This window comes from Paraburkholderia sp. GAS348, assembly GCF_050434205.1.
In the GTDB taxonomy this organism is placed as follows: Bacteria; Pseudomonadota; Gammaproteobacteria; order Burkholderiales; family Burkholderiaceae; genus Paraburkholderia.
Window position 1 is genome coordinate 132,785 of record NZ_JBNPVT010000009.1, and the last position, 18,674, is coordinate 151,458.

The following is an 18,674-nucleotide window of genomic DNA, read 5'->3' on the forward strand; positions in this document are numbered from 1 at the left end:
TACGGGTTCGGTACGGGTTCAATGCGAGCGGATCGAATCCGCGAGCGCATGAAGATTGAGCGGCTTCACACGAATCACACCACCTCGCGGGCTGTCGATATCGGCGACCAGCATGAACGACAGCGAGACGAGCAGCGGAACGATCAGCAACAACAGCATAATAAGAGACGCGGCGCTGGATGGGGAAGCCACGCGGGCCAAGCTGAACAGGCGCGTGGTCGCCAGCATGCCGACCGTCAGGAGCCTGTCATCAGATAGTAACGTCCGTCCGCACTGACGTTGAAGCCGAAACCGCATTCCGTCGGCGAGCCGTGCATCTCTACATCAAGCGTCTCCGGTGCGGAGAGCTTGAACTCGATCAGGCATTTGTCCGCCTGTTTGTCAAAAGGCGCGAGGTTGGCGATCCTCGCTGTGGCGTCGACCGGCGCAACGCCGCCACCATCGGTCATCGCTGCGCGCGTCATCGGAAGGCCCGTCAAGTTGATGATCGGCGGCGTCTCGGGCTGGCTCGACGAAGGCTTCTCGTTGGCATAAACCACGGCCAGACGCGAAATGCTCAACGCCGATATCTAACATATTGAAAATCAATTAAATAAACGCCGACAACTGTCGATAACATGTTCAGCCGCTTCCCTCCCGCGGTTGGACTTAACATGCAGAGCTCATACAATTTTTGGCTGGTTGCAATCTCGTTCGTCGTCGCGGTGCTGGCGTCTTACACGGCGCTCGATTTGACAGGCCGCATTTTCCTGCTGGCGTCCGCACGTCTGCGGCACGCGTGGCGCCTGGGCGGCGCCGCGGCACTCGGTGTCGGGATCTGGTCGATGCACTTCATCGCCATGCTCGCCTTCTCACTGCCGATTCCGCTCGGCTACGACTTCGCGACAACCGCGTATTCGCTTGGACTCGCGATCGGCGTGTCGTATCTGGCGCTGGTCGTGACAACCAACGCGCGGCTCACGCCGCTTCGGCTCGCGGCCGGCGGCGTGCTGATGGGCTTCGGCATTGCCGGCATGCATTACACCGGCATGGCGGCGATGGAAATGGAGCCCGGCACCCACTATCAGCCGGCCTGGTTCGCTGGCTCGCTTGCGATCGCGATCGGCGCGTCGACCGCCGCACTATGGATGGCACGCGCACTCAGTAACGATGGCGAACGCCACGTAGTGAGCAAACGTTTCATCGCGGCGCTGGTCATGGGCGTCGCGATCACCGGCATGCACTACGCCGGCATGGCGGCGGCCGAGTTTCCGCCCGGCGCCGTGTGCGGCGCAGCCAAGGGCGTGAACGCCGCGTGGCTCGCGACGTCGGTGATCCTGTTCACGTTTGCGATTCTGATCGTCACGCTGATGCTGTCGCGTTTCGATGCGCGCACCAGCTTTCTGATCGGCTCGGTGTCGAAGCTGAACGGTCAGATCGTGCGCCTCGCCACGCTCGATACGCTAACCGGCCTGCCCAACCGCAGCACGCTCACCGAACGCATCGACCGTGCGATCCATAACGCGCGCCGGCAGCGCTCGGTGTTCGCCATCCTGTTCATGGATCTCGACGGCTTCAAGACCATCAATGATTCGCTCGGCCACTCGGCTGGCGATGAAGTGCTGTCCGCGTTCGCACAGCGCCTTCTGCTGTGCGTGCGCGCGAGCGACACCGTCGCGCGTCTCGGCGGCGACGAATTCGTCGTGCTGTCCGAGAACCTGGGCTCACGCGAAGATGCCTGCACGATAGCCGAAGGCGTGCTCGACCGGATGCGCCAGGGCATATGGAGCGATTCGCAACCGCTGCAGGTGATGCCGAGCATCGGCATCGCGCTCTATCCCCACGACGGCGATACCGTCGACACCCTGCTCAAACATGCCGACGCGGCCATGTACGAAGCCAAGCGCGCGGGCCGCAGCACCTATCGCTTCTTCGAACAAAGCATGAATGAAGCCGCGATGCGCACGCTGCAAATTCAAAGCGCGCTGCATGAAGCGCTCACCGCCGGACATTTCTCACTGCACTTCCAGCCGAAGTTCCACGGCAGCGGCGACTCGCTGGCGGGTGCGGAAGCGCTGATCCGCCTGCATCATCCGCAGCTCGGCACGCTGGCGCCGCTCGAGTTCGTTCCGATTGCCGAGCGCTCGGGCCAGATCGTGCAGATCGGCTACTGGGTCTTGCGCGAAACCTGCCGGCAGATTCGCTGCTGGATCGAGCAGGGCCTGCCGCCGATGAAAGTGGCGATCAATCTGTCGCCGCGCCAGTTGTCGCAACCGAATCTCGTCGCAACGATGCTCGAGATCGTCAAAGCTGAAGGCGTGCAATGCGCCCAGATCATGTTCGAAATCACCGAAACCGTCGCGATGCAGGACGCGCCGAAAACCATCGAAATGATCCGTGCGTTCCAGGCAAGCGGCTTTGAAATCGCCATCGACGATTTCGGCACCGGCTATTCCAGCCTCGCCTATCTGCAACGTTTTCGCGTCAAGCAGTTGAAGATCGACCGCTTCTTCACCAACGGGCTCGACGAGCACGGACCGGAAGGCAGCGCGATCGTCGCCGCGATCATTGCGCTCGCGCACTCGCTGGAAATGGACGTGGTGGCCGAAGGCGTCGAAACCGAATCGCAGCTCGACATGCTCAAGTCGATGATGTGCGACGAGATGCAAGGCTTCCTGCTAGGCAAGCCGCTCACCGCCGACGACTTCGGCGAGCTGCTCCGTGAAAGAATGGTGGCCGCGTGAGCATCCGGATCCGTTCGAAACCCGTATGGCGGCTCCGTTCAGTTGTCCATCATGGCGCCCCCCGCTGCATGGCCTCGTTTTACCGATAAGCAGGAACAGACAGAGTGGCTGCTGGAAACTTCATGATGATTGACGTAGCGACGTTCCAAACGGTGTGGCTGATCACGTTTCTGTGCAGCGCCCTCATTTCGACGGCGCTTTCGCGCATGTTTCTTCAGGTCGGCGCCTTCCGTTTCTGGGCCGCCGGCTTTTATCTGCTTGCCACCGCCACGGCCTGCTTCGCGTTGCATGCGATCTGGCACAACGACCTGCTGTTGCTGGCCACGGCGGCGCTGGCGTTGCAAAGCCGCATGCTGATCTGGTCGGGCACGCGCGACCTGTTCGGCGCATCCGCGCCGTGGCGCGCCGGTCTCGTCATCACTGCCGTGTTCTGCCTGCTGTACGGGAGCGCGCTGGCATGGAATGCACCGCTGGTGGTCCGCGCCGGCTTGCTGGCGCTGTTTTTCGTGCCGTACCGCGCGGCGACGCTGTATGAAGTGTGCCGCCGGCGCCGTCCGCATCTCGGGCCAGCACGCATGCTGGTGGCGGTGGGCAGCGCGATCGTGACGCTCAATGCCGTCGTGCCGCTCGTGCTTGTGCTGCTCGACCGCGCCAACATGACCCTGTTGTACGGCAATCCGCGCACCACCTCGGCGCTTTACGCCGTGGTGTTCGCAGGTGATCTGCTGCTGACCATCGGCCTGATCGTGCTGGCCTTGCACCATCTGATCGTCGAACGCGACATGCTCGCCACGCTCGACCGCGGCGCGCTGGACCGTCTCGCTGAAGCACGGGAAATGCGCGCCATGTTCGATTCACGCTCGCGGCGCTGCGACTCGCTCGGCCACGACACACCGGCGCAATGCCAGTCGCTGCCGGGGCCGGTTTGACGCGGAGCGCGGCCGCTTAGCCGGCCTTGCGCTCCTCGCGTGCGGTATCGGCCACCGAAACGAGAATCGGCGTCGCCGCCTGCGCGGCTTCACGCCGGGTAAGCTTGCCGTCCACCGAGGCGCCGCAATCCATCCGCAGCTGCTGATAGTAGATGTTGCCGGTCACATGCGCATTGCTTTGCAATTCGACGAAGTGATCGGCGATCACATCGCCGACGATCCGGCCGTTGACCACCACGTCATAGCCATGCACGTTGCCCTCGATCGAGCCGCGGTCGCTCAATACCAGCAGCGTCTGAGTGCCCTGCTCGCCGCTGACGTTGCCCTTCACGTGGCCGTCCATGCGCAGGCCGTCGCTGAACACGAGGTCGCCCGTGATCCGCACGTCATGTGCGATGAGGGTGGCGAGCTTGGTCTGCTGGATGCCCGCGTGCTTTTTCTTGCTGAACATAAGTACCTCGTGGAAATGAAAATGACAGTCAGCGGCTCGGCGTCGGCGTCTTAGCCTTGCTCTGGCCGCGCAGAAACTGCAGTTCGGCGTTCAATCGCGCGGCGTCGGCGGCGGCGCCGTCCGCGGTTTTCTGCACCGCGGCGCGCGCCGCCGATTCCTGCGCCAGCGCAAGCCGCGTGCGGGCGAGTTCCGTCTGTTCGCTGCCTTCATCGACGCGCGCCGCATTGCATTGATCAGCCGGTGTATCCGCGCGTTGCGCGTGCCACGCCAAAACGGCCGCCGCGCCACCTGCCGCACCGAGCGCGCACACCAGCACCCAAATCGTTACGCGAAGAACGAGCGGCCGCGCGGGCTGCACCGTATAGGCGCGGTGGGTCAGACTGCCCGCATCGCGGGAAAAACGACGTCGTTCAACCATGGGGCACGGGCGCGAATAGCGCGAGGTAGGCAGCCGGATCGACCGGCGCGCCGTTGACCAGCACTTCGAAATGCAGATGCGGTCCGGTGGAGCGGCCGGTCGAGCCGACATCGGCGACATACTGGCGCGGCAGCACCAGATCGCCGACATGCACGACAATGCGCGACGCGTGGCCGTAACGGGTCACGAGGCCGTTGCCGTGATCGATTTCGACCGCATTGCCATAGCCCAATTTCTCGCCAGCGAAAATCACCCGGCCGCCCGCCGCCGCCACAATCGCGGTGCCGGTTCTGGCGACCAGGTCGACGCCCGGATGAAAACTCAAGCGCTGCGTGAACGGATCGGTGCGGTTGCCAAACGGCGAGCCGAAGCGCGCGCCGTCGACGGGCATGCGGCCGGGAAAGGCGGCGTACGCGATCGCGTGGTCGGCGGTTTGTTGCTCGAGCGCGGACAGCGTCGCGGCAATGCAATCCAGTTGTTGCCGGGTGCGCCCGGCATAGGCATGAACGGCCGGTTGCGGCATGACATCCGTACAGCTGCGCGGCGGTAAGGAAGGGCCGCCCTCGCCTTCGCTGTCGGTAGCGGACGTGTCGGGTTCAGAGGCGGCGCCCGGTGGGGCCAGGGTGGCCAGGGTGGCTGGGATGGCCGGTGCGCGCGGCGCCGGCCGCGGTGTATTCAGGCGTGCTTCGAAATCGCGCAACGCGCCGACCTGCATCGTCAGGCGCGCGATGCGCGGTTCGATCTGCGCCACGGACGCGTTCAGCTTGCCGAGCTGATCGACTGCATAGTCGTGCTCGACACGGTTCGCTGCCTGCTCGCCGGAGCCGCCGCGCGCCGGCCAATGCATGCCGATCGCGATGCCCGCGGCGAGCGTCAGGGCGGCTGTGCCGAACGCCGTGACAACCGCGATGGTCAGCGCGGTGCGGCGCGTGACGAACCTCACCGAGCCGCTGGAAAGCTGACTGCCGGCGCGAAACACGGAGGACATCAGCGGCTCCCGGCGCGTGCCATCGGGCCCGTGCAAGGCCGCGCACGGGCGCCACAACACACGTTCAGCGCGTTCGGCGTGTTGAACGCGCTGAGCGGGCTGAGCGGGCTGAGCGGGCTGAGCGGGCTGAGCGGGCTGAGCGGGCTGAGCGGGCTGAGCGGGCTGAGCGGGCTGAGCGGGCTGAGCGGGCTAAAGAGGGACAGGAAATCGGTGGACAAGACTAACTGCATGCGGCATCGACCGGACACTAAGCCGGTGGCGATAATGGACAAAGGGCGCCGATTATCGCCTGGCATCACGAACCATCATCTCAAATACAAATGGCGGCAAGCGAACCCACACTCAAGCCGACAAGGCGGCCGCGTGCTGCGCTATCCGATCAAGCCCTTCCAATTCCCTGAGCCGCGCGACCAGTGCATCGCCAGCACGCGTCATCGGCATGCGCAACTCGTCGCGTATCAGACCATGCGCGGCGAGCAGGGCCTTCACCGGCGCCGGATTCGGTTCGGCAAACAGCGCCTGGATCAGTGGCGCGAGCTCATGAAAAATACGCCGTCCTTCGTCGAGCCGGCCCGCCGACAGCGCACGATACAGCGCGACGAACCGTTCCGGCCGCAGATGCGCCGAGGCCGCGATCGCCCCGCTCCCACCCAGGCACAAGGTGTTGAAAATATTGATGTCTTCGCCGGTCAGCACCTGCAAACGGCCGTCGCGAATCAGCGCGAGCGTGGTTTCGAGCGAACCCGCGCAATCCTTCACCGCCTGGATGCGTGGATGCGTGGATGCGTGGATGCGTGGATGCCTGGATGCCTGGATACGTGGATGCGCGGCAAGCGTCAGGAGCGTATCGAGTTCGAGCCGAACACCGGTTCGATAAGGAATGTCGTACAGCACGACAGGCTTGTCGCTCGCATCGGCAAGCGCCATGAAATGCCCGACGATGCCGGCTTGCGAAGGCCGGATGTAGTACGGCGCGGCCATCAGCGTACCGGCTATCGGCAGGGCATTCAGTTGCTCGATGCGCTCGCATGCTCGCCGTGTAACCGCGTCCGGCGCCGGTTTGCGAAGCTCATCGCAAAATTGCTTGACTTCTACGACAGGGAAACTAATATACGCACCGCGTACATAATCGGTGCGCGACCACTCCCGACAAGGTGCCCGCATGAGCGTCCCACAACAAGCCTTCCTGCGCGATGCGATGCGTCGCCTGAACATGACCCGCGACACGTTCGCGAGCCGCATCGGCGTGTCGCGCCGCGCGCTCGACACCTGGCTGCTGCCGGACGATTCGCAGGAATCGCGGGCCATGCCGGAGATCGTGGAGCGTTTCGTATCGGAAATCGTCGTGCATGGCGAGCCAGGTGAAAAATATACGCAAAGCGTAGATTCACAGTCATTGGCAAGCCAGATGCTGTTCGAGGGCAAGCCGCAACTGCTGTCGGTCGATCAGTTCTCGCGCGACTCGGTCGAGGCGCTGTTTCGCGTCGCCGACATCATGCAGCCGATCGCGCGGCGCCGGAAAATCTCCCGCGTCCTCGAAGGCGCGGTGCTCGGCAACCTGTTTTTCGAAGCCAGCACGCGTACCCGCGTGAGCTTCGGCGCGGCATTCTGCCGGCTCGGCGGCTCGGTGTGCGACACCACCGGCTTCACGTTTTCGTCGATGGCAAAGGGCGAGTCGATCTACGACACCAGCCGCGTGATGAGCGGCTATGTGGACGCGCTGGTGATCCGTCATCCGGAACAAGGCTCGGTGGCCGAATTCGCGCGCGCCACCAACGTGCCGGTGATCAACGGCGGCGACGGCCCGGGTGAGCATCCGAGCCAGGCGCTGCTCGACCTGTACACGATCCAGCGCGAGTTTTCGCGGCTGGATAAGATCGTCGACGGCGCGCATATCGCTCTCGTCGGCGACCTGAAATATGGCCGCACGGTGCATTCGCTGGTCAAGCTGCTGGCGCTATATCGCGGCATCAAGTTCACGCTGATCTCGCCGCCCATGCTCGAAATGCCGAGCTACATCATCGAGCAGATCTCGCGCAATGGCCACGTGATCGAGCAGACCCACGATCTGCCCTCCGGGCTGCGCGGCGCGGACGTGGTGTATGCCACGCGCATCCAGAAAGAGCGCTTCACCGACGAATCGTTCGAAGGCTATACGCCGGATTTCCAGATCAATCAGGCGCTGATGGACAGCGTATGCGGTCCCGACACGCTGATCATGCACCCGCTGCCGCGCGACAGCCGGCCGGGCGCGAACGATCTGAGCATCGACCTGAATCACGATTCGCGCCTCGCGATTTTCCGCCAAACCGATAACGGCATTCCCGTGCGGATGGCGATTTTCGCGGTGCTGCTGGGTGTCGAAAAGCTGGTCCAGCATTCGATGCGCGACGCCGCGTGGCGGCCGCCCGTTTATCTCGGCCCGGACGATGCGGTGTTTCACGGCATCGATTGATTGATCAGGATTCGATGACAGAAGGACGGCCTTGCGGCGCACCCGCAAGGCCGTTTTGGCAACCGCAACCTCGCTCTTCAGTACACACGCGATTAAATCCAGACTAGACTGGATTCGTCAGTACCCTCCTCAACCGCAACATCAATAGTGTCGGTCGCCTTTAAAGAAGTCGCTTATTGCAGTGCGTCACGAATCGATTCGATCTCGGATTCACCCACATACGAACAGGACGACTCATCATGGCTGACACGGGTTATATGGCGCGCAAATCCGTCGCGGATATTGTTGCCAGCGCGGAGGGCGGTGAACGCCACCTGTCGAAGTCGCTGGGCGCGCTCAGCATTACGGCGATGGGTATCGGCGCGATCATCGGCGCCGGCATCTTTGTTCTGACCGGCACGGCCGCAGCCCATTATGCGGGGCCGAGCATCATTCTTTCGTTTGTCCTTGGCGGGATTGCCTGCGCCTTTGTCGGACTCTGCTACTCCGAACTGGCTGCCATGCTGCCGGTCTGCGGCAGCAGTTATACCTACACGTATGCCACGCTCGGCGAATTATTCGCGTGGGTCATCGGCTGGGATCTGATCCTCGAGTATGCGATGGGCGCGGCAACCGTTGCGGTCGGCTGGTCAGGCTACATCGTGAGCCTGCTGCACAATGTCGGGATTAACATTCCGCCCACCATGGCGGCTGCGCCCGGCACCACGGTGACGCTCGCCGATGGCAGCACGGTAGCCGGTATCGTCAATTTGCCGGCGGTCTTCATTATCGCCGTGCTGACCATCATGCTCGTGCTCGGCACCAAGGAGTCGGCGCGGCTCAATAACATCATGGTGGCGATCAAACTGACTGTGGTGTTGGCGTTCATCGTCATCGGCGCCTTCTTTGTCCATCCGGCCAACTGGCATCCGTTCATTCCGCAGAATACCGGCGAATTCGGCAACTTCGGCGCAAGCGGCATTCTCCGCGGATCGGCCGTCGTCTTCTTCGCTTTCATCGGCTTCGATGCGGTGTCCACCGCGGCCCAGGAGGCACGCAAGCCGCAGATCGATATGCCGATCGGCATTCTGGGCTCGCTGGTGATCTGCACGGTGCTCTATATTGCGGTCGCCGGCGTGCTGACCGGACTCGTTCCGTATGCCGAGCTCAACGTCCCGGATCCGATCGCGAAAGGTGTCGATGTGATCGGCGTCACCTGGTTTTCCGTGCTCATCAAGATCGGCGCGCTGACCGGCTTGACGACCGTGATACTCGTGCTGCTGTATGGCCAGAGCCGCATCTTCTTCACGATGTCGCAGGACGGCCTCCTGCCGCACCTGTTCGCGGAAGTTCATTCGCGTCTGCACACGCCTTATCTGAGCCAGATCATGATCGGCGCCATCGTCGCGGTTGTGGCGGCGTTTACGCCGATCAACGTGTTGGGCGAGATGGTCAGCATCGGCACCCTGTTCGCGTTCATTCTCGTCTGCGGCGCCGTGATCTATCTACGCAGCAGCGACGCAGACGCCGCGAGGCCGTTCCGCGCGCCGGGCGTGCCGGTGATCCCGATCCTCGGGATTCTGTTTTGCCTGCTGCTGATGGCCGGGCTGCCGCTCGTCACATGGCTACGGCTGTTCGTCTGGCTGGTGATCGGGCTCGTCATCTATGGGATCTACGGTCGCAATCATTCGCGCCTTCGCCATCCGGAGCGGGCTCCCGACTGATAGTGCCTTGCGTCGTGCTCGACCCCACGTCTCGCGGGACTGGCCCTCCACGACCGTGCATTGCAGACCCGGCATACGGCCGGCAGCGTCGATGGCCGCCTCCAGTTCAGCAAACGGATACGACTTCAACGCAACGGCCTCGATAAGGATCTGCCCCGACGCCACCAGCGAAACCAGCGCGAGATAGTGGCTGCGGGAGACGCTGGCCGAGCTGGCGGCACAGCGAGAAACCTAGCGAGGCACGGGCTGCCCTTCGATCAGAAGCGGCCCATCACGCACTGCAAAAACCACTCGCGCGACAGACGCAAAGTCACCGCTACGCCTCGGTAGTCGCCAAACCCCCGCCTTTTTTACCCATCCTCGTCGATTACCCCGCCAATTCCACGCGGCGGCTTTCACATTCAATTCCACGCACTGAGATTTTTTAATGAGAACGCTTCTCAATTACAAGCGGATTGCATAGAATGCATGCCGAAACCTTTTTGTAATAAACATGGAATACCCGGGTAAGGGATGCGCAGCCCGCTCGGCTACCAGCACTCAACGACGAGGATAAAAATGAAGTTGCGGTCCGACGAACCGAGGCTCGGCAAGATCAGCACGACGCTGTGCGGCATGTTGGCGGCAGGTCCCGCTCTCGCGCAGGTTGCGGCCGGCACGGCGCCGCCCGACAAGGAAAGCCAGTTCGCGCCGATCGCCGTGCAAGGCCAGGCGGACGACGGCTTCAAGACCGACCACTCGGCATCGGTCAAATTCACCGCGCCACTGGTCGACACCCCGAAGTCGGTGACCGTGATTCCGCAGGAGTTGATCAGGAGCACGGGCGCCTCGACGCTGACCGAAGCGCTGCGCACGGTGCCGGGCATCACATTCGGCGCTGGCGAAGGCGGCAATCCCCTCGGCGACCGGCCGTTCATTCGCGGCTACGACGCTCAGGGCAGCACCTTCGTCGACGGCATGCGCGACATCGGTGCGACCACCCGTGAAGTGTTCAATATCGAAAGCGTGGAAGTGACCAAGGGTTCGGACGGCGCCTACGGTGGCCGCGGCGGCGCGGGCGGCAGCATCAACCTGATCACCAAGACGCCGCATCTGGGCAATTCCGCCGACGGCAGCGCGGGCCTCGGCACCGACCGCTACCGCCGCTTCACCGCGGACGGCAACTGGCAAATGGCCGATCACGCGGCCTTCCGCCTGAACGTGATAAGCCACAACAACGACGTGGCCGGCCGCGACGCGGTCAACAACGAGCGCTGGGGCATCGCGCCGTCGTTCACCTACGGTCTCGGCACGCCGACCCGCGTCACGGCGAGCTACTACCATCTCTCGACCGACGACCTGCCCGACAGCGGTATTCCGTACTTCTACACGACCGCCAACAAGCCGGCCAACGTCGACACGATCTATCCGGCCAAGGTGGACCGCCACAACTTTTACGGCCTGATCGACCGCGATTTCCGCAAGACGACCTCGGACGTCGGCACGGTGCGCATCGAGCACGACATCAACAGCAATCTGACGATCCGCAACACCACGCGTTATACGAAGTCCACCCAGGACTACATCTGGACGCAGCCGGACGACAGCCAGGGCAACGTCGTGAACGGCATGGTCTGGCGCCGCGCGAATACGCGTGCCAGCGACGTCTACAGCCTCGCGAACCAGACCGAACTGTTCGGCGAGTTCAGGACCGGCTTCCTGAAGCACAGCTTCACCACCGGCCTCGAACTGTCGCGCGAAACCAGCGTGAACGACTCGTACGCCGTGGCTGCGGCCACCGGTGCGATCTGCAAGACCAAGGGCATCGGCGCGGCGTCGGGCTACAACTGCACGAGCCTGTGGTCGCCGAATCCGAACGACCCGTGGTCCGGTTCGGTAAGCCAGGCGAACGACCCGAGCGAGCAGCGCACCACCACGAAATCGCTGTATGCGTTCGATACGATCGAACTCGCCAAACGCTGGCAGGCCAACATCGGCTTGCGCGTCGACGATTACTCGACCGATTTCCGCAACACGGTGGCCAGCGGCGGCAAGCGCACCTCGCGCGACGACACGCTCTTCAACTACCAGTTCGGCCTCGTCTTCAAACCGGCTTCCAACGGCAGCGTGTATGCGTCGATCGCGACCTCGTCGACGCCGGCCGGCGCCCAGCTCGGCCAGGGCAGCGAAACGCAATCGCTGACGCCGGGCCGCAACGGTGTCGGTGCGAATGCGGATCAACTCGCCCCGGAAAAGAACCGCAGCGTCGAACTCGGCACCAAGTGGAATGTGCTGAACAACCATCTCTCGCTGACGGGCGCGCTGTTCCAGATCGATACGACCAACGCCCGCGTCACGCTGCCGAACAACGAATACGCGATGGCCGGCAACAAGCGCGTGCAAGGTTTCGAATTCGGCGTGGCCGGTCAGTTGACGAACAAGTGGCAGCTGTTCGGCGGCTACACGTACATGAAGAGCCAGTTGCGCGACAACGGCAAGACCACCTCGGATAACGGCCACCAGTTCCCGAATACGCCGAAGAACAGCATCAGCCTGTGGACCAACTACGACGTGCTGCCGAAGTTCACGATCGGCGGCGGCGCGTTCTACATGTCGCAGGTGTACGGCGACACGGCGAACCTGCGTGCAGTGCCGTCGTACTGGCGCTTCGACGGCATGGCGACATACCGGATCAACAAGAAGGTCGATCTGCAACTGAACGTGCAGAACATCTTCAATCGGACGTATTACGACCAGGCGTATCCGGCGCACTACGCGTCGATCGCAGCCGGCCGTTCCGCCTTCCTGACGCTTAACGCGCACTACTAAGCACAGCATGATGGAACAGGTGACGCTGAAGGCGCTGGCGAGCGTGTCGCACGACGAGTTCGCCGCGATTCTCTCCGGGCCGCCCGCCAAAGCCGCCGTGTGGGTGGCGGCCGCCGCGCATAACGGCATCGTCGAAGCGCAGGCCGTGTACGGCCAGTATCTGCTCGACGGCCACGGCGTAGCGCGCAATGCCGAAGAAGCGTTGACGTGGTTCAGGCACGCGGCCCGCCAGGATCATCCAATGGCGATGAACATGCTGGGCCGAAGCTACGAGCACGGCTGGGGAACCACCGCGTGCGCGCCCGTGGCGGTCTACTGGTACCGGCTCGCGGCGCAGGCGGGACTCGACTGGGGCATGTACAACTATGCGTCGGCGTTGGCGCTCGGCAATGGTGTCGAATGCGATCGTGCGCAGGCGTTGCAGTGGTTCCGGCGCGCCGCCGAAATGGGTCACGTGAAGTCGCTCAACTTCATTGGCAGCTTTTACGAAGACGGCTGGGCAGTCGATGCCGATGCAAGCATCGCGCTCGACTATTACCGGCGCGCAGCGGTCGGCGGTGACTTCCGTGGCCAGTTCAACTATGCGCGGCTGCTGGCCGGGCGCGGCGAGATCGAAGCCGCGCTGGCGTGGTTGCGGCGCGTGCCGGCGACGGCAACGGCGGCGTTCGTCGAGAAAATGCGGGCGTGGCTGGCCGCTTCGCCGGTTGGTGCATTTCGTGCACTGGCTGAAGTCGTCAATGAAGAGGCACGCGCATGATGCTGCATCTGCAAGGCGTGCTCAACAAACATCAGGTCGCGCAATGCCGCGAAGTCCTCGACGCGGCCCAATGGATCGACGGCAATGCGACTTCCGGCGAGCAGTCGGCGCAGGCCAAGCGCAATCAGCAATTGCCCGAAGGCTCCCCCGCCGCGCGCGCGGTGGGCGATGCGATTCAGGACGCGCTCGGGCGCAATCCGCGTTTCTTTTCCGCTGCGTTGCCGCTGAAAGTCTTTCCACCGCTCTTTAACCGATATGCAGGCGGCGACGGTTTCGGCACGCATGTGGACAACGCGATCCGCCAGTTGCGCGGCACCGGCTTCCGCATCCGCAGCGATCTGTCGGCCACGCTCTTTCTCGCCGAGCCGGAGTCCTACGACGGCGGTGAACTCTGCATCGAAGACACTTACGGCGTGCATCGCTCGAAGCTGCCGGCCGGCGACATGGTGCTCTACCCCGCTTCGAGCCTGCATCACGTGAACCCCGTGACGCGTGGCGTGCGGATTGCGTCGTTTTTCTGGATTCAGAGCATGGTGCGCGACGACGGCGAACGCGCCATGCTGTTTCAACTCGACAACGACGTGCAGCGCCTCGCCGCCGAAAAAGGTTCGAACGACGCAACCGTGGTCAGCCTCACCGGCATTTATCACAATCTGCTGCGCCGCTGGGCCGACGCCTGATTGAGCGGACTACTCGTCCCGCGCGTGACCTTGCTCGATCGGCGAGATCGGCATCACCGCCGTGCCGGCGGCGATCGCGAATGCGGTGTATCACGCGACCGGCGTGCGCGTGCGCGATCTGCACATAACAGCCCATGCATTGCCGCTTGCCTGCCGACGCGTTGCATCGCACAATCGGTCTCATCTTTTCTACCGGTGCCCGTCAATGGCCTACGCTTCGCTCGCCACTGGCGTGTTACTCGCCGCCGGTTTCGGCTCTCGCTTCGATCCGGACGGCCGACACAACAAACTACTCGCGCTCATGCCCGACGGCACGCCGGTCGCGCACGAAGCCGCGCACCGGCTGCTGCAAGTCGTTACGCGTGTGCTGGCCGTGGTGCGGCCGGGCTCGGACGCCCTCGCCCGCCTTCTGAACGACGCCGGCTGCGACGTCATGTTCGCTCCGGACGCCGAACGCGGCATGGGTGCGAGCCTCGCCGCCGGCATCGAAGCCAGCGATGACGCCGAGGGCTGGATCGTCGCGCTCGCCGACATGCCCCGCATTGCCACCACGACGATCGCAGCGGTGGCGCGTGCGCTCGACGGCGGCGCTTCGATCGTCGCGCCGTTTTATCAGGGACAGCGCGGCCATCCGGTCGGCTTCGGTGTCGAGCATCGGGACGCCCTGATGACACTCGACGGCGACACCGGCGCGCGCGCGCTGTTGACTTCGCAGCGGGTGATGCGGCTGGACGTCGACGACCCCGGGATTCTGCGGGACGTGGATACGCCCGACGATCTGCGCAACGTCTAGCTTTAGCGCGACAGCATGAAACGCATTCCGATCGAACCGTCTTTCGCCGTATGGCGGCGCGCCGCGCGGGCGCTGCTGCGGCAAGGTGTCGAGCCGTCGCAGATCGAATGGCTTGAGTCTGAAGGTGCAGCGGCAGCGCCAGGCATGCCGGCTGCTGAGTCCGCGTTCGCCACTGCAGGTGCCTCCGGCTCAGGAATCGCCACCGGCCCTGCCCCAGTCCTGTCCGCTCCCGCAATTCCCCGCGAACTGCTCTCCTGGCTGAAAACGGCCGCGTGCTTCCGCGCGCCGGACCGCTGGGCGCTGTTATACCGCGTCCTATGGCGCTGGACGCGCGGCGAGCGCAACGTCCTCGATCTGAACGATCCAGACGGCTCGCTGCTGGATCAACGCATCCGGGCTATCGAGCACGAAACCGAGGATCTGCTGACACTCACGCTGTTCAGACGGCGTGATCCGTCGATGGGGCCACCTGAATTCGTCGGCTGGTACGAGCCGCATCATGACCTGCTGGCGCGCGCCGCAGCGCGGTTCGCCGCTCGCATGGGCGACTCCACGTGGATGCTGGCCACGCCGCACGGCGCGGTGTTCTGGAACGGCATGCTGCTGCGTATTGGCCGGCCGGCAACGGAGGATCACGAGCAAGCCACGCACGCTTTACCGGCAAGCGCCATGACCGGTGAAGCCATTACCAGCACGCCCACGGAGGCGCTCTGGCTCGCGTATTACGCCAGCGCTTTCAATGGCGAGCCGTCTCCCGTGCCGCTGCGCTACTGGAGAATGCCGCCCGCGGGTCCGCCGCTGCCCGCACGCCTCGCGCGCGAGCGCAGCCGTCTCGGTGCGCAAAGCGCGACCGTCACCGTTCCCGCCGCGCCACCGGTCGAGTATTCGGCGATAACGCCACCCTTGCTGGAGCCCACCGGCCCGCTCGCCACCTGCCGGCGCTGCGCGTTATGGCGCAATGCGAAACAGGCGGTTGCGGGCGCGGGGCCCGCACATGCGGCGATCATGGTGGTCGGCGAACAGCCGGGCGAGTACGAGAACCAGCATGGCGAGCCGTTCACCGGGCCGGCCGGTCAACTGCTGGATGTTGCGCTTGCGCGCGCAGGACTGGAGCGGGGGGCGCTGTATCTGACTTATGCCGTCAAGCATTACAAATGGGAAACGCTCGACCAGCAGCGCATTCACCGCACGCCCGCGCGGCGCGAAGTCGAGGCTTGCCAGTACTGGCTGGAAAAAGAACTGACGCAGATTGGGCCACGCGTGGTCGTCACACTGGGAGCAACCGCGCTGAGAGCGCTGACCGGCGCGCACGTCAATCTGTCCGAATACCTCGGTCAAACCATCGCCCACGACGGCCGCCTGATCGTGCCGGCATGGCATCCGTCCTATGCGCTAGGAACGGCCGACACCAGGTTGCGCGACGACATTGTCGCGACCATTGCGGCGGCGTTCAGCCGCGCAGCAGCGCTGGCTGCCGGCGGCGCGTAGCTTTCTCGCTCGAGGCGCGCGCGCCCTGTGCTCAGAGCAGCGTCGCCGCCACCTCCACTTGCTCGTTCATACATGCGCCCGTCGGGCCGTCGGCAGAGGGTGAGCAGGTTCGGGAGCCGCAGAACGCCGGACGGTGAGTCTTTACGGGATGCCCCGCAGCATCGCGGCAGCCCGGGCACGTGTCTTGCGTCGATCACAACGGTTACGCAAGCCGCGCCGATTCCGCCTAAGCTGATGTGACGCCGCCCATCCAGCAAGTTTGTCGCGCGCTATATTGGCGCGTCGAGTGCGGCCCGCGCGTTTCGAAACCATCACACGTCCCATGAGCGAAACCAGCCCACGCCTTTTCATCGTCTCGCCCCATTTCGACGACGCCGTCTTCAGTTGCGGCGCCTTACTCGCCGCCCATCCAGACGCCGCGGTCTGCACGGTGTTCGCCGCACCGCCCGAGCAGGAGATGCATACCGAATGGGATGAAAAGTCGGGTTTCACGAGCGCCCGTCAGGCCATCCACGCGCGCACGCGCGAAGACGACCTCGCGCTCGAGGTGCTCGACGCGATTCCGCTACGCATGCCGTTTCGCGACGACCAATACATGGACTCGCCGTCGATCGCCAGATTGGCGGCGGCGCTTGAAGAGACCATCTACCGCTCGACCGCGAATACGTTGCTCATGCCGCTCGGCCTGCATCACGAGGATCACGTGCGGGTGTTCGAAGCCTGCTGCGAAATCCTGCCGCGTCTGTCACATCTCACGTGGTTCGCCTATGAAGACGCGATTCACCGCTGCACACCCGGTGTCGTGCAGGCGCGCCTCGCCGACCTCGCGCAACGCGGCATCGTCGCCACGCCAGCTTGTCCGAGCGCGAGCCATACGATTGATCTCGCGCGCCGAACCCAGCTCAAACGTGAAGCGGTCAACGCCTACGAAAGCCAGTTGCGCGCTTTCGGCGCGGACCACTACGACGACGTTTTCGCCGCCGAACGCTACTGGCAATTGAGCGTGGGCCGCCGCGGAAAAAAGTAAGGGTGCGCGGCGTGCCGGATCGCCTACGCTAGAAGGAAACGGTCGGCGTTTATGCGCATTCGACCGGGCGCACCGCCCGCTCCTCGGCCCGCTCCTCGGCCCGCTTTTCGGCCCGCTTTCGGCCCGCTTTCGGCCCTCTTCCCAACTCAAAGAGGTGATGCAATGAGCTACGACATGCATACCAGCCCGATTCCCGATCCGAACGCCGATCCGAACCGGGACCCGGAAGCCGATCCGCTCGTGCCGCCGTCGCCGGGTCATCACACCGAGGAGCCGCAGCGGCCCGATGGACCGCCGGACAAGGACCCAGTGTGATGCCGCCCTGCGCTTGGTACCGGCTTGGTACCGGCTTGTTACCGGACCCACGTGTAAACGCGCGCCTTAGCGTGTCAGCGCGGAAAAGCCTTGCAGGAGACGGTCGATGTCGGCCGCGTGAATGTTGCCCATCGTCGAGATGCGGAACAGTTCGGCCGACAAGCCGCCTTGACCGGCATAGATGACGAAGCCGCGTGCCTTCAACGCATCGTGCAGCTGCGGATACGACACGCCGTCCGGCAAACGATACGCGCGCAGCACCACCGACGATTGCTCCGGCGGCAACACACTGCCGATGCCCCGCTCAGCGAGGCCCGCGCGCGCCTGCTCGGCGAGCGCAGCGTAACGCGCGTGGCGCGCCCGCCAGCCACCTTCGTCGGCGAGTTCGCGCAGCGCTTCGACCAGTGCGTAGTACGCATGAACCGACGGCGTGAATGGCGTATTGCGCTGGTCCTGCAAGCGTGCGAGGCGCCCGAGGTCCAGGTAGTACGTGCGGCTCGCCGCCTGCGCGAGCGCCGCGCGCCGCGCCAGCACGAACGACGCGCCGGGCACGCCATGCAGACACTTGTTCGCGGTCGCCGCGACGGCGTCGAGACTGGCATCGGCGAAATCGATCGATTCCGCGCCGAAGCTGCTGACGCTATCCACCAGCAGACGCAGGCCGCGTTCGCGGCACAGTGCGCCGAGCGCCTGCAGATCGTTCAGACGGCCGGTGGTCGTTTCGTGATGAATCACCGCGACGTGAGTGAACGCTTTGTCCGCGTCGAGGTGTTCGGCGATCTTCGCGAGATCCGGCGCCACCATCCAGTCGTGTTTCAGCGACTCATGCGCGATGCCGTATTGCGTGGCGATCTGCGAAATACGCTCGCCGTACACGCCGTTTTCCACGACCAGCAGCTTGCCGTTTTGCGGCACCAGCGCGGCGGTCATGCTTTCGACAGCAGCCGTGCCGGAACCGGTCATCAGGACCGCTTGCCATTCGTTTGCGTCGAGCCCGTACAGATCGACCAGACGTGTGCGCGCCTCTTCCTGCAAGTCGAAAAATTCGCTTTCGCGGTGGCACAGATCCGTTTGCAACAGGCTGTTGCGGACGCGTTCGGTGAGCGTCACCGGGCCGGGATTGAGCAGCAGCATGAGCA

General features: G+C 64.1%; 18 protein-coding genes. 11 read left to right on the plus strand and 7 right to left on the minus strand.

All coding sequences use genetic code 11. The features are described from left to right. Nucleotides 1–18: 18 nt before the first annotated feature. Nucleotides 19–228: a hypothetical protein gene (locus P3T22_RS17575; RefSeq protein ID WP_148662288.1), complete on the minus strand. Its 210-nt coding sequence runs from the start codon at nt 226–228 to the stop codon at nt 19–21. An 8-nt stretch (nt 229–236) separates the two neighbouring features. After that, a complete protein-coding gene (locus P3T22_RS17580; RefSeq protein ID WP_429325614.1) occupies nt 237–560 on the minus strand; it encodes a hypothetical protein in 324 nt (107 codons plus the stop codon). A 57-nt stretch (nt 561–617) separates the two neighbouring features. Here P3T22_RS17580 and P3T22_RS17585 point away from each other — a divergent pair, with 57 nt between their 5' ends. Continuing rightward, entirely contained in the window at nt 618–2,723 is a 2,106-nt protein-coding gene (locus tag P3T22_RS17585) for a putative bifunctional diguanylate cyclase/phosphodiesterase (RefSeq protein ID WP_429325615.1), read from the plus strand. A gap of 122 nt (nt 2,724–2,845) precedes the next feature. Continuing rightward, nucleotides 2,846–3,652, plus strand: coding sequence for a hypothetical protein (locus P3T22_RS17590; RefSeq protein ID WP_429325616.1), 807 nt, complete (start codon nt 2,846–2,848; stop codon nt 3,650–3,652). A gap of 16 nt (nt 3,653–3,668) precedes the next feature. Here the strand turns inward: P3T22_RS17590 and P3T22_RS17595 are convergent, their stop codons facing one another. The 4 genes from P3T22_RS17595 to P3T22_RS17610 form a co-directional block, all read right to left on the minus strand. Continuing rightward, nucleotides 3,669–4,103 (minus strand): bactofilin family protein, encoded by a 435-nt coding sequence (locus P3T22_RS17595; RefSeq protein WP_429325617.1) that lies wholly within the window; start codon nt 4,101–4,103, stop codon nt 3,669–3,671. A 28-nt stretch (nt 4,104–4,131) separates the two neighbouring features. After that, nucleotides 4,132–4,521, minus strand: coding sequence for a hypothetical protein (locus P3T22_RS17600; RefSeq protein ID WP_429325618.1), 390 nt, complete (start codon nt 4,519–4,521; stop codon nt 4,132–4,134). After that, entirely contained in the window at nt 4,514–5,509 is a 996-nt protein-coding gene (locus P3T22_RS17605) for a M23 family metallopeptidase (RefSeq protein WP_429325619.1), read from the minus strand. Before P3T22_RS17605 ends, P3T22_RS17600 begins: the two co-directional genes overlap by 8 nt. A gap of 342 nt (nt 5,510–5,851) precedes the next feature. Further along, complete coding sequence (locus P3T22_RS17610) at nt 5,852–6,673, minus strand: dihydrodipicolinate synthase family protein (protein WP_429325620.1); 822 nt, start codon at nt 6,671–6,673, stop codon at nt 5,852–5,854. Here P3T22_RS17610 and P3T22_RS17615 point away from each other — a divergent pair. From P3T22_RS17615 to P3T22_RS17655, 9 genes are all read left to right on the plus strand, one after another. Continuing rightward, entirely contained in the window at nt 6,672–7,964 is a 1,293-nt protein-coding gene (locus tag P3T22_RS17615; protein ID WP_429325621.1) for an aspartate carbamoyltransferase, read from the plus strand. The two genes, P3T22_RS17610 and P3T22_RS17615, sit on opposite strands and share 2 nt — an antisense overlap. A 239-nt stretch (nt 7,965–8,203) precedes the next feature. After that, on the plus strand, nt 8,204–9,667 hold the full coding sequence (locus P3T22_RS17620; RefSeq protein WP_429325622.1) for an amino acid permease: 1,464 nt from the start codon (nt 8,204–8,206) through the stop codon (nt 9,665–9,667). Between the two features lie 558 nt (nt 9,668–10,225). Beyond that, nucleotides 10,226–12,475 (plus strand): TonB-dependent receptor, encoded by a 2,250-nt coding sequence (locus P3T22_RS17625; protein WP_429325623.1) that lies wholly within the window; start codon nt 10,226–10,228, stop codon nt 12,473–12,475. A gap of 10 nt (nt 12,476–12,485) precedes the next feature. Continuing rightward, nucleotides 12,486–13,232 carry a tetratricopeptide repeat protein gene (locus P3T22_RS17630; RefSeq protein WP_429325624.1) on the plus strand — a complete coding sequence of 249 codons (747 nt, stop codon included), beginning with the start codon at nt 12,486–12,488 and terminating at the stop codon, nt 13,230–13,232. Beyond that, on the plus strand, nt 13,229–13,912 hold the full coding sequence (locus P3T22_RS17635; RefSeq protein ID WP_429325625.1) for a Fe2+-dependent dioxygenase: 684 nt from the start codon (nt 13,229–13,231) through the stop codon (nt 13,910–13,912). Before P3T22_RS17630 ends, P3T22_RS17635 begins: the two co-directional genes overlap by 4 nt. Nucleotides 13,913–14,117: 205 nt before the next feature. Further along, on the plus strand, nt 14,118–14,705 hold the full coding sequence (locus P3T22_RS17640) for a nucleotidyltransferase family protein (protein ID WP_063500643.1): 588 nt from the start codon (nt 14,118–14,120) through the stop codon (nt 14,703–14,705). Nucleotides 14,706–14,720: 15 nt separating this feature from the next. After that, nucleotides 14,721–16,193, plus strand: a complete 1,473-nt coding sequence (locus tag P3T22_RS17645) for a UdgX family uracil-DNA binding protein (RefSeq protein ID WP_429325626.1) — start codon at nt 14,721–14,723, stop codon at nt 16,191–16,193. 322 nt (nt 16,194–16,515) lie between these two features. Then, the gene (locus P3T22_RS17650; RefSeq protein ID WP_063500642.1) at nt 16,516–17,220 is read left to right on the plus strand and encodes a PIG-L family deacetylase; all 705 of its coding nucleotides are present in this window, start codon (nt 16,516–16,518) and stop codon (nt 17,218–17,220) included. Between the two features lie 162 nt (nt 17,221–17,382). After that, on the plus strand, nt 17,383–17,535 hold the full coding sequence (locus P3T22_RS17655; protein ID WP_165614491.1) for a hypothetical protein: 153 nt from the start codon (nt 17,383–17,385) through the stop codon (nt 17,533–17,535). 66 nt (nt 17,536–17,601) lie between these two features. Here P3T22_RS17655 and P3T22_RS17660 read toward each other — a convergent pair whose 3' ends face one another. Next, entirely contained in the window at nt 17,602–18,669 is a 1,068-nt protein-coding gene (locus tag P3T22_RS17660; protein ID WP_429325627.1) for a 2-aminoethylphosphonate aminotransferase, read from the minus strand. Nucleotides 18,670–18,674 lie beyond the last annotated feature (5 nt).

Excerpts from the sequence above, each read along its gene's own strand:
- P3T22_RS17575 (WP_148662288.1), bottom strand. The coding sequence starts at position 228 with ATGCTGGCGACCACGCGCCTGTTCAGCTTGGCCCGCGTGGCTTCCCCA.
- P3T22_RS17585 (WP_429325615.1), top strand. The coding sequence starts at position 618 with ATGTTCAGCCGCTTCCCTCCCGCGGTTGGACTTAACATGCAGAGCTCA.
- P3T22_RS17590 (WP_429325616.1), top strand. The coding sequence starts at position 2,846 with ATGATGATTGACGTAGCGACGTTCCAAACGGTGTGGCTGATCACGTTT.
- P3T22_RS17595 (WP_429325617.1), bottom strand. The coding sequence starts at position 4,103 with ATGTTCAGCAAGAAAAAGCACGCGGGCATCCAGCAGACCAAGCTCGCC.
- P3T22_RS17600 (WP_429325618.1), bottom strand. The coding sequence starts at position 4,521 with ATGGTTGAACGACGTCGTTTTTCCCGCGATGCGGGCAGTCTGACCCAC.
- P3T22_RS17605 (WP_429325619.1), bottom strand. The coding sequence starts at position 5,509 with ATGTCCTCCGTGTTTCGCGCCGGCAGTCAGCTTTCCAGCGGCTCGGTG.
- P3T22_RS17615 (WP_429325621.1), top strand. The coding sequence starts at position 6,672 with ATGAGCGTCCCACAACAAGCCTTCCTGCGCGATGCGATGCGTCGCCTG.
- P3T22_RS17610 (WP_429325620.1), bottom strand. The coding sequence starts at position 6,673 with ATGCGGGCACCTTGTCGGGAGTGGTCGCGCACCGATTATGTACGCGGT.
- P3T22_RS17620 (WP_429325622.1), top strand. The coding sequence starts at position 8,204 with ATGGCTGACACGGGTTATATGGCGCGCAAATCCGTCGCGGATATTGTT.
- P3T22_RS17625 (WP_429325623.1), top strand. The coding sequence starts at position 10,226 with ATGAAGTTGCGGTCCGACGAACCGAGGCTCGGCAAGATCAGCACGACG.
- P3T22_RS17630 (WP_429325624.1), top strand. The coding sequence starts at position 12,486 with ATGGAACAGGTGACGCTGAAGGCGCTGGCGAGCGTGTCGCACGACGAG.
- P3T22_RS17635 (WP_429325625.1), top strand. The coding sequence starts at position 13,229 with ATGATGCTGCATCTGCAAGGCGTGCTCAACAAACATCAGGTCGCGCAA.
- P3T22_RS17640 (WP_063500643.1), top strand. The coding sequence starts at position 14,118 with ATGGCCTACGCTTCGCTCGCCACTGGCGTGTTACTCGCCGCCGGTTTC.
- P3T22_RS17645 (WP_429325626.1), top strand. The coding sequence starts at position 14,721 with ATGAAACGCATTCCGATCGAACCGTCTTTCGCCGTATGGCGGCGCGCC.
- P3T22_RS17650 (WP_063500642.1), top strand. The coding sequence starts at position 16,516 with ATGAGCGAAACCAGCCCACGCCTTTTCATCGTCTCGCCCCATTTCGAC.
- P3T22_RS17655 (WP_165614491.1), top strand. The coding sequence starts at position 17,383 with ATGAGCTACGACATGCATACCAGCCCGATTCCCGATCCGAACGCCGAT.
- P3T22_RS17660 (WP_429325627.1), bottom strand. The coding sequence starts at position 18,669 with ATGCTGCTGCTCAATCCCGGCCCGGTGACGCTCACCGAACGCGTCCGC.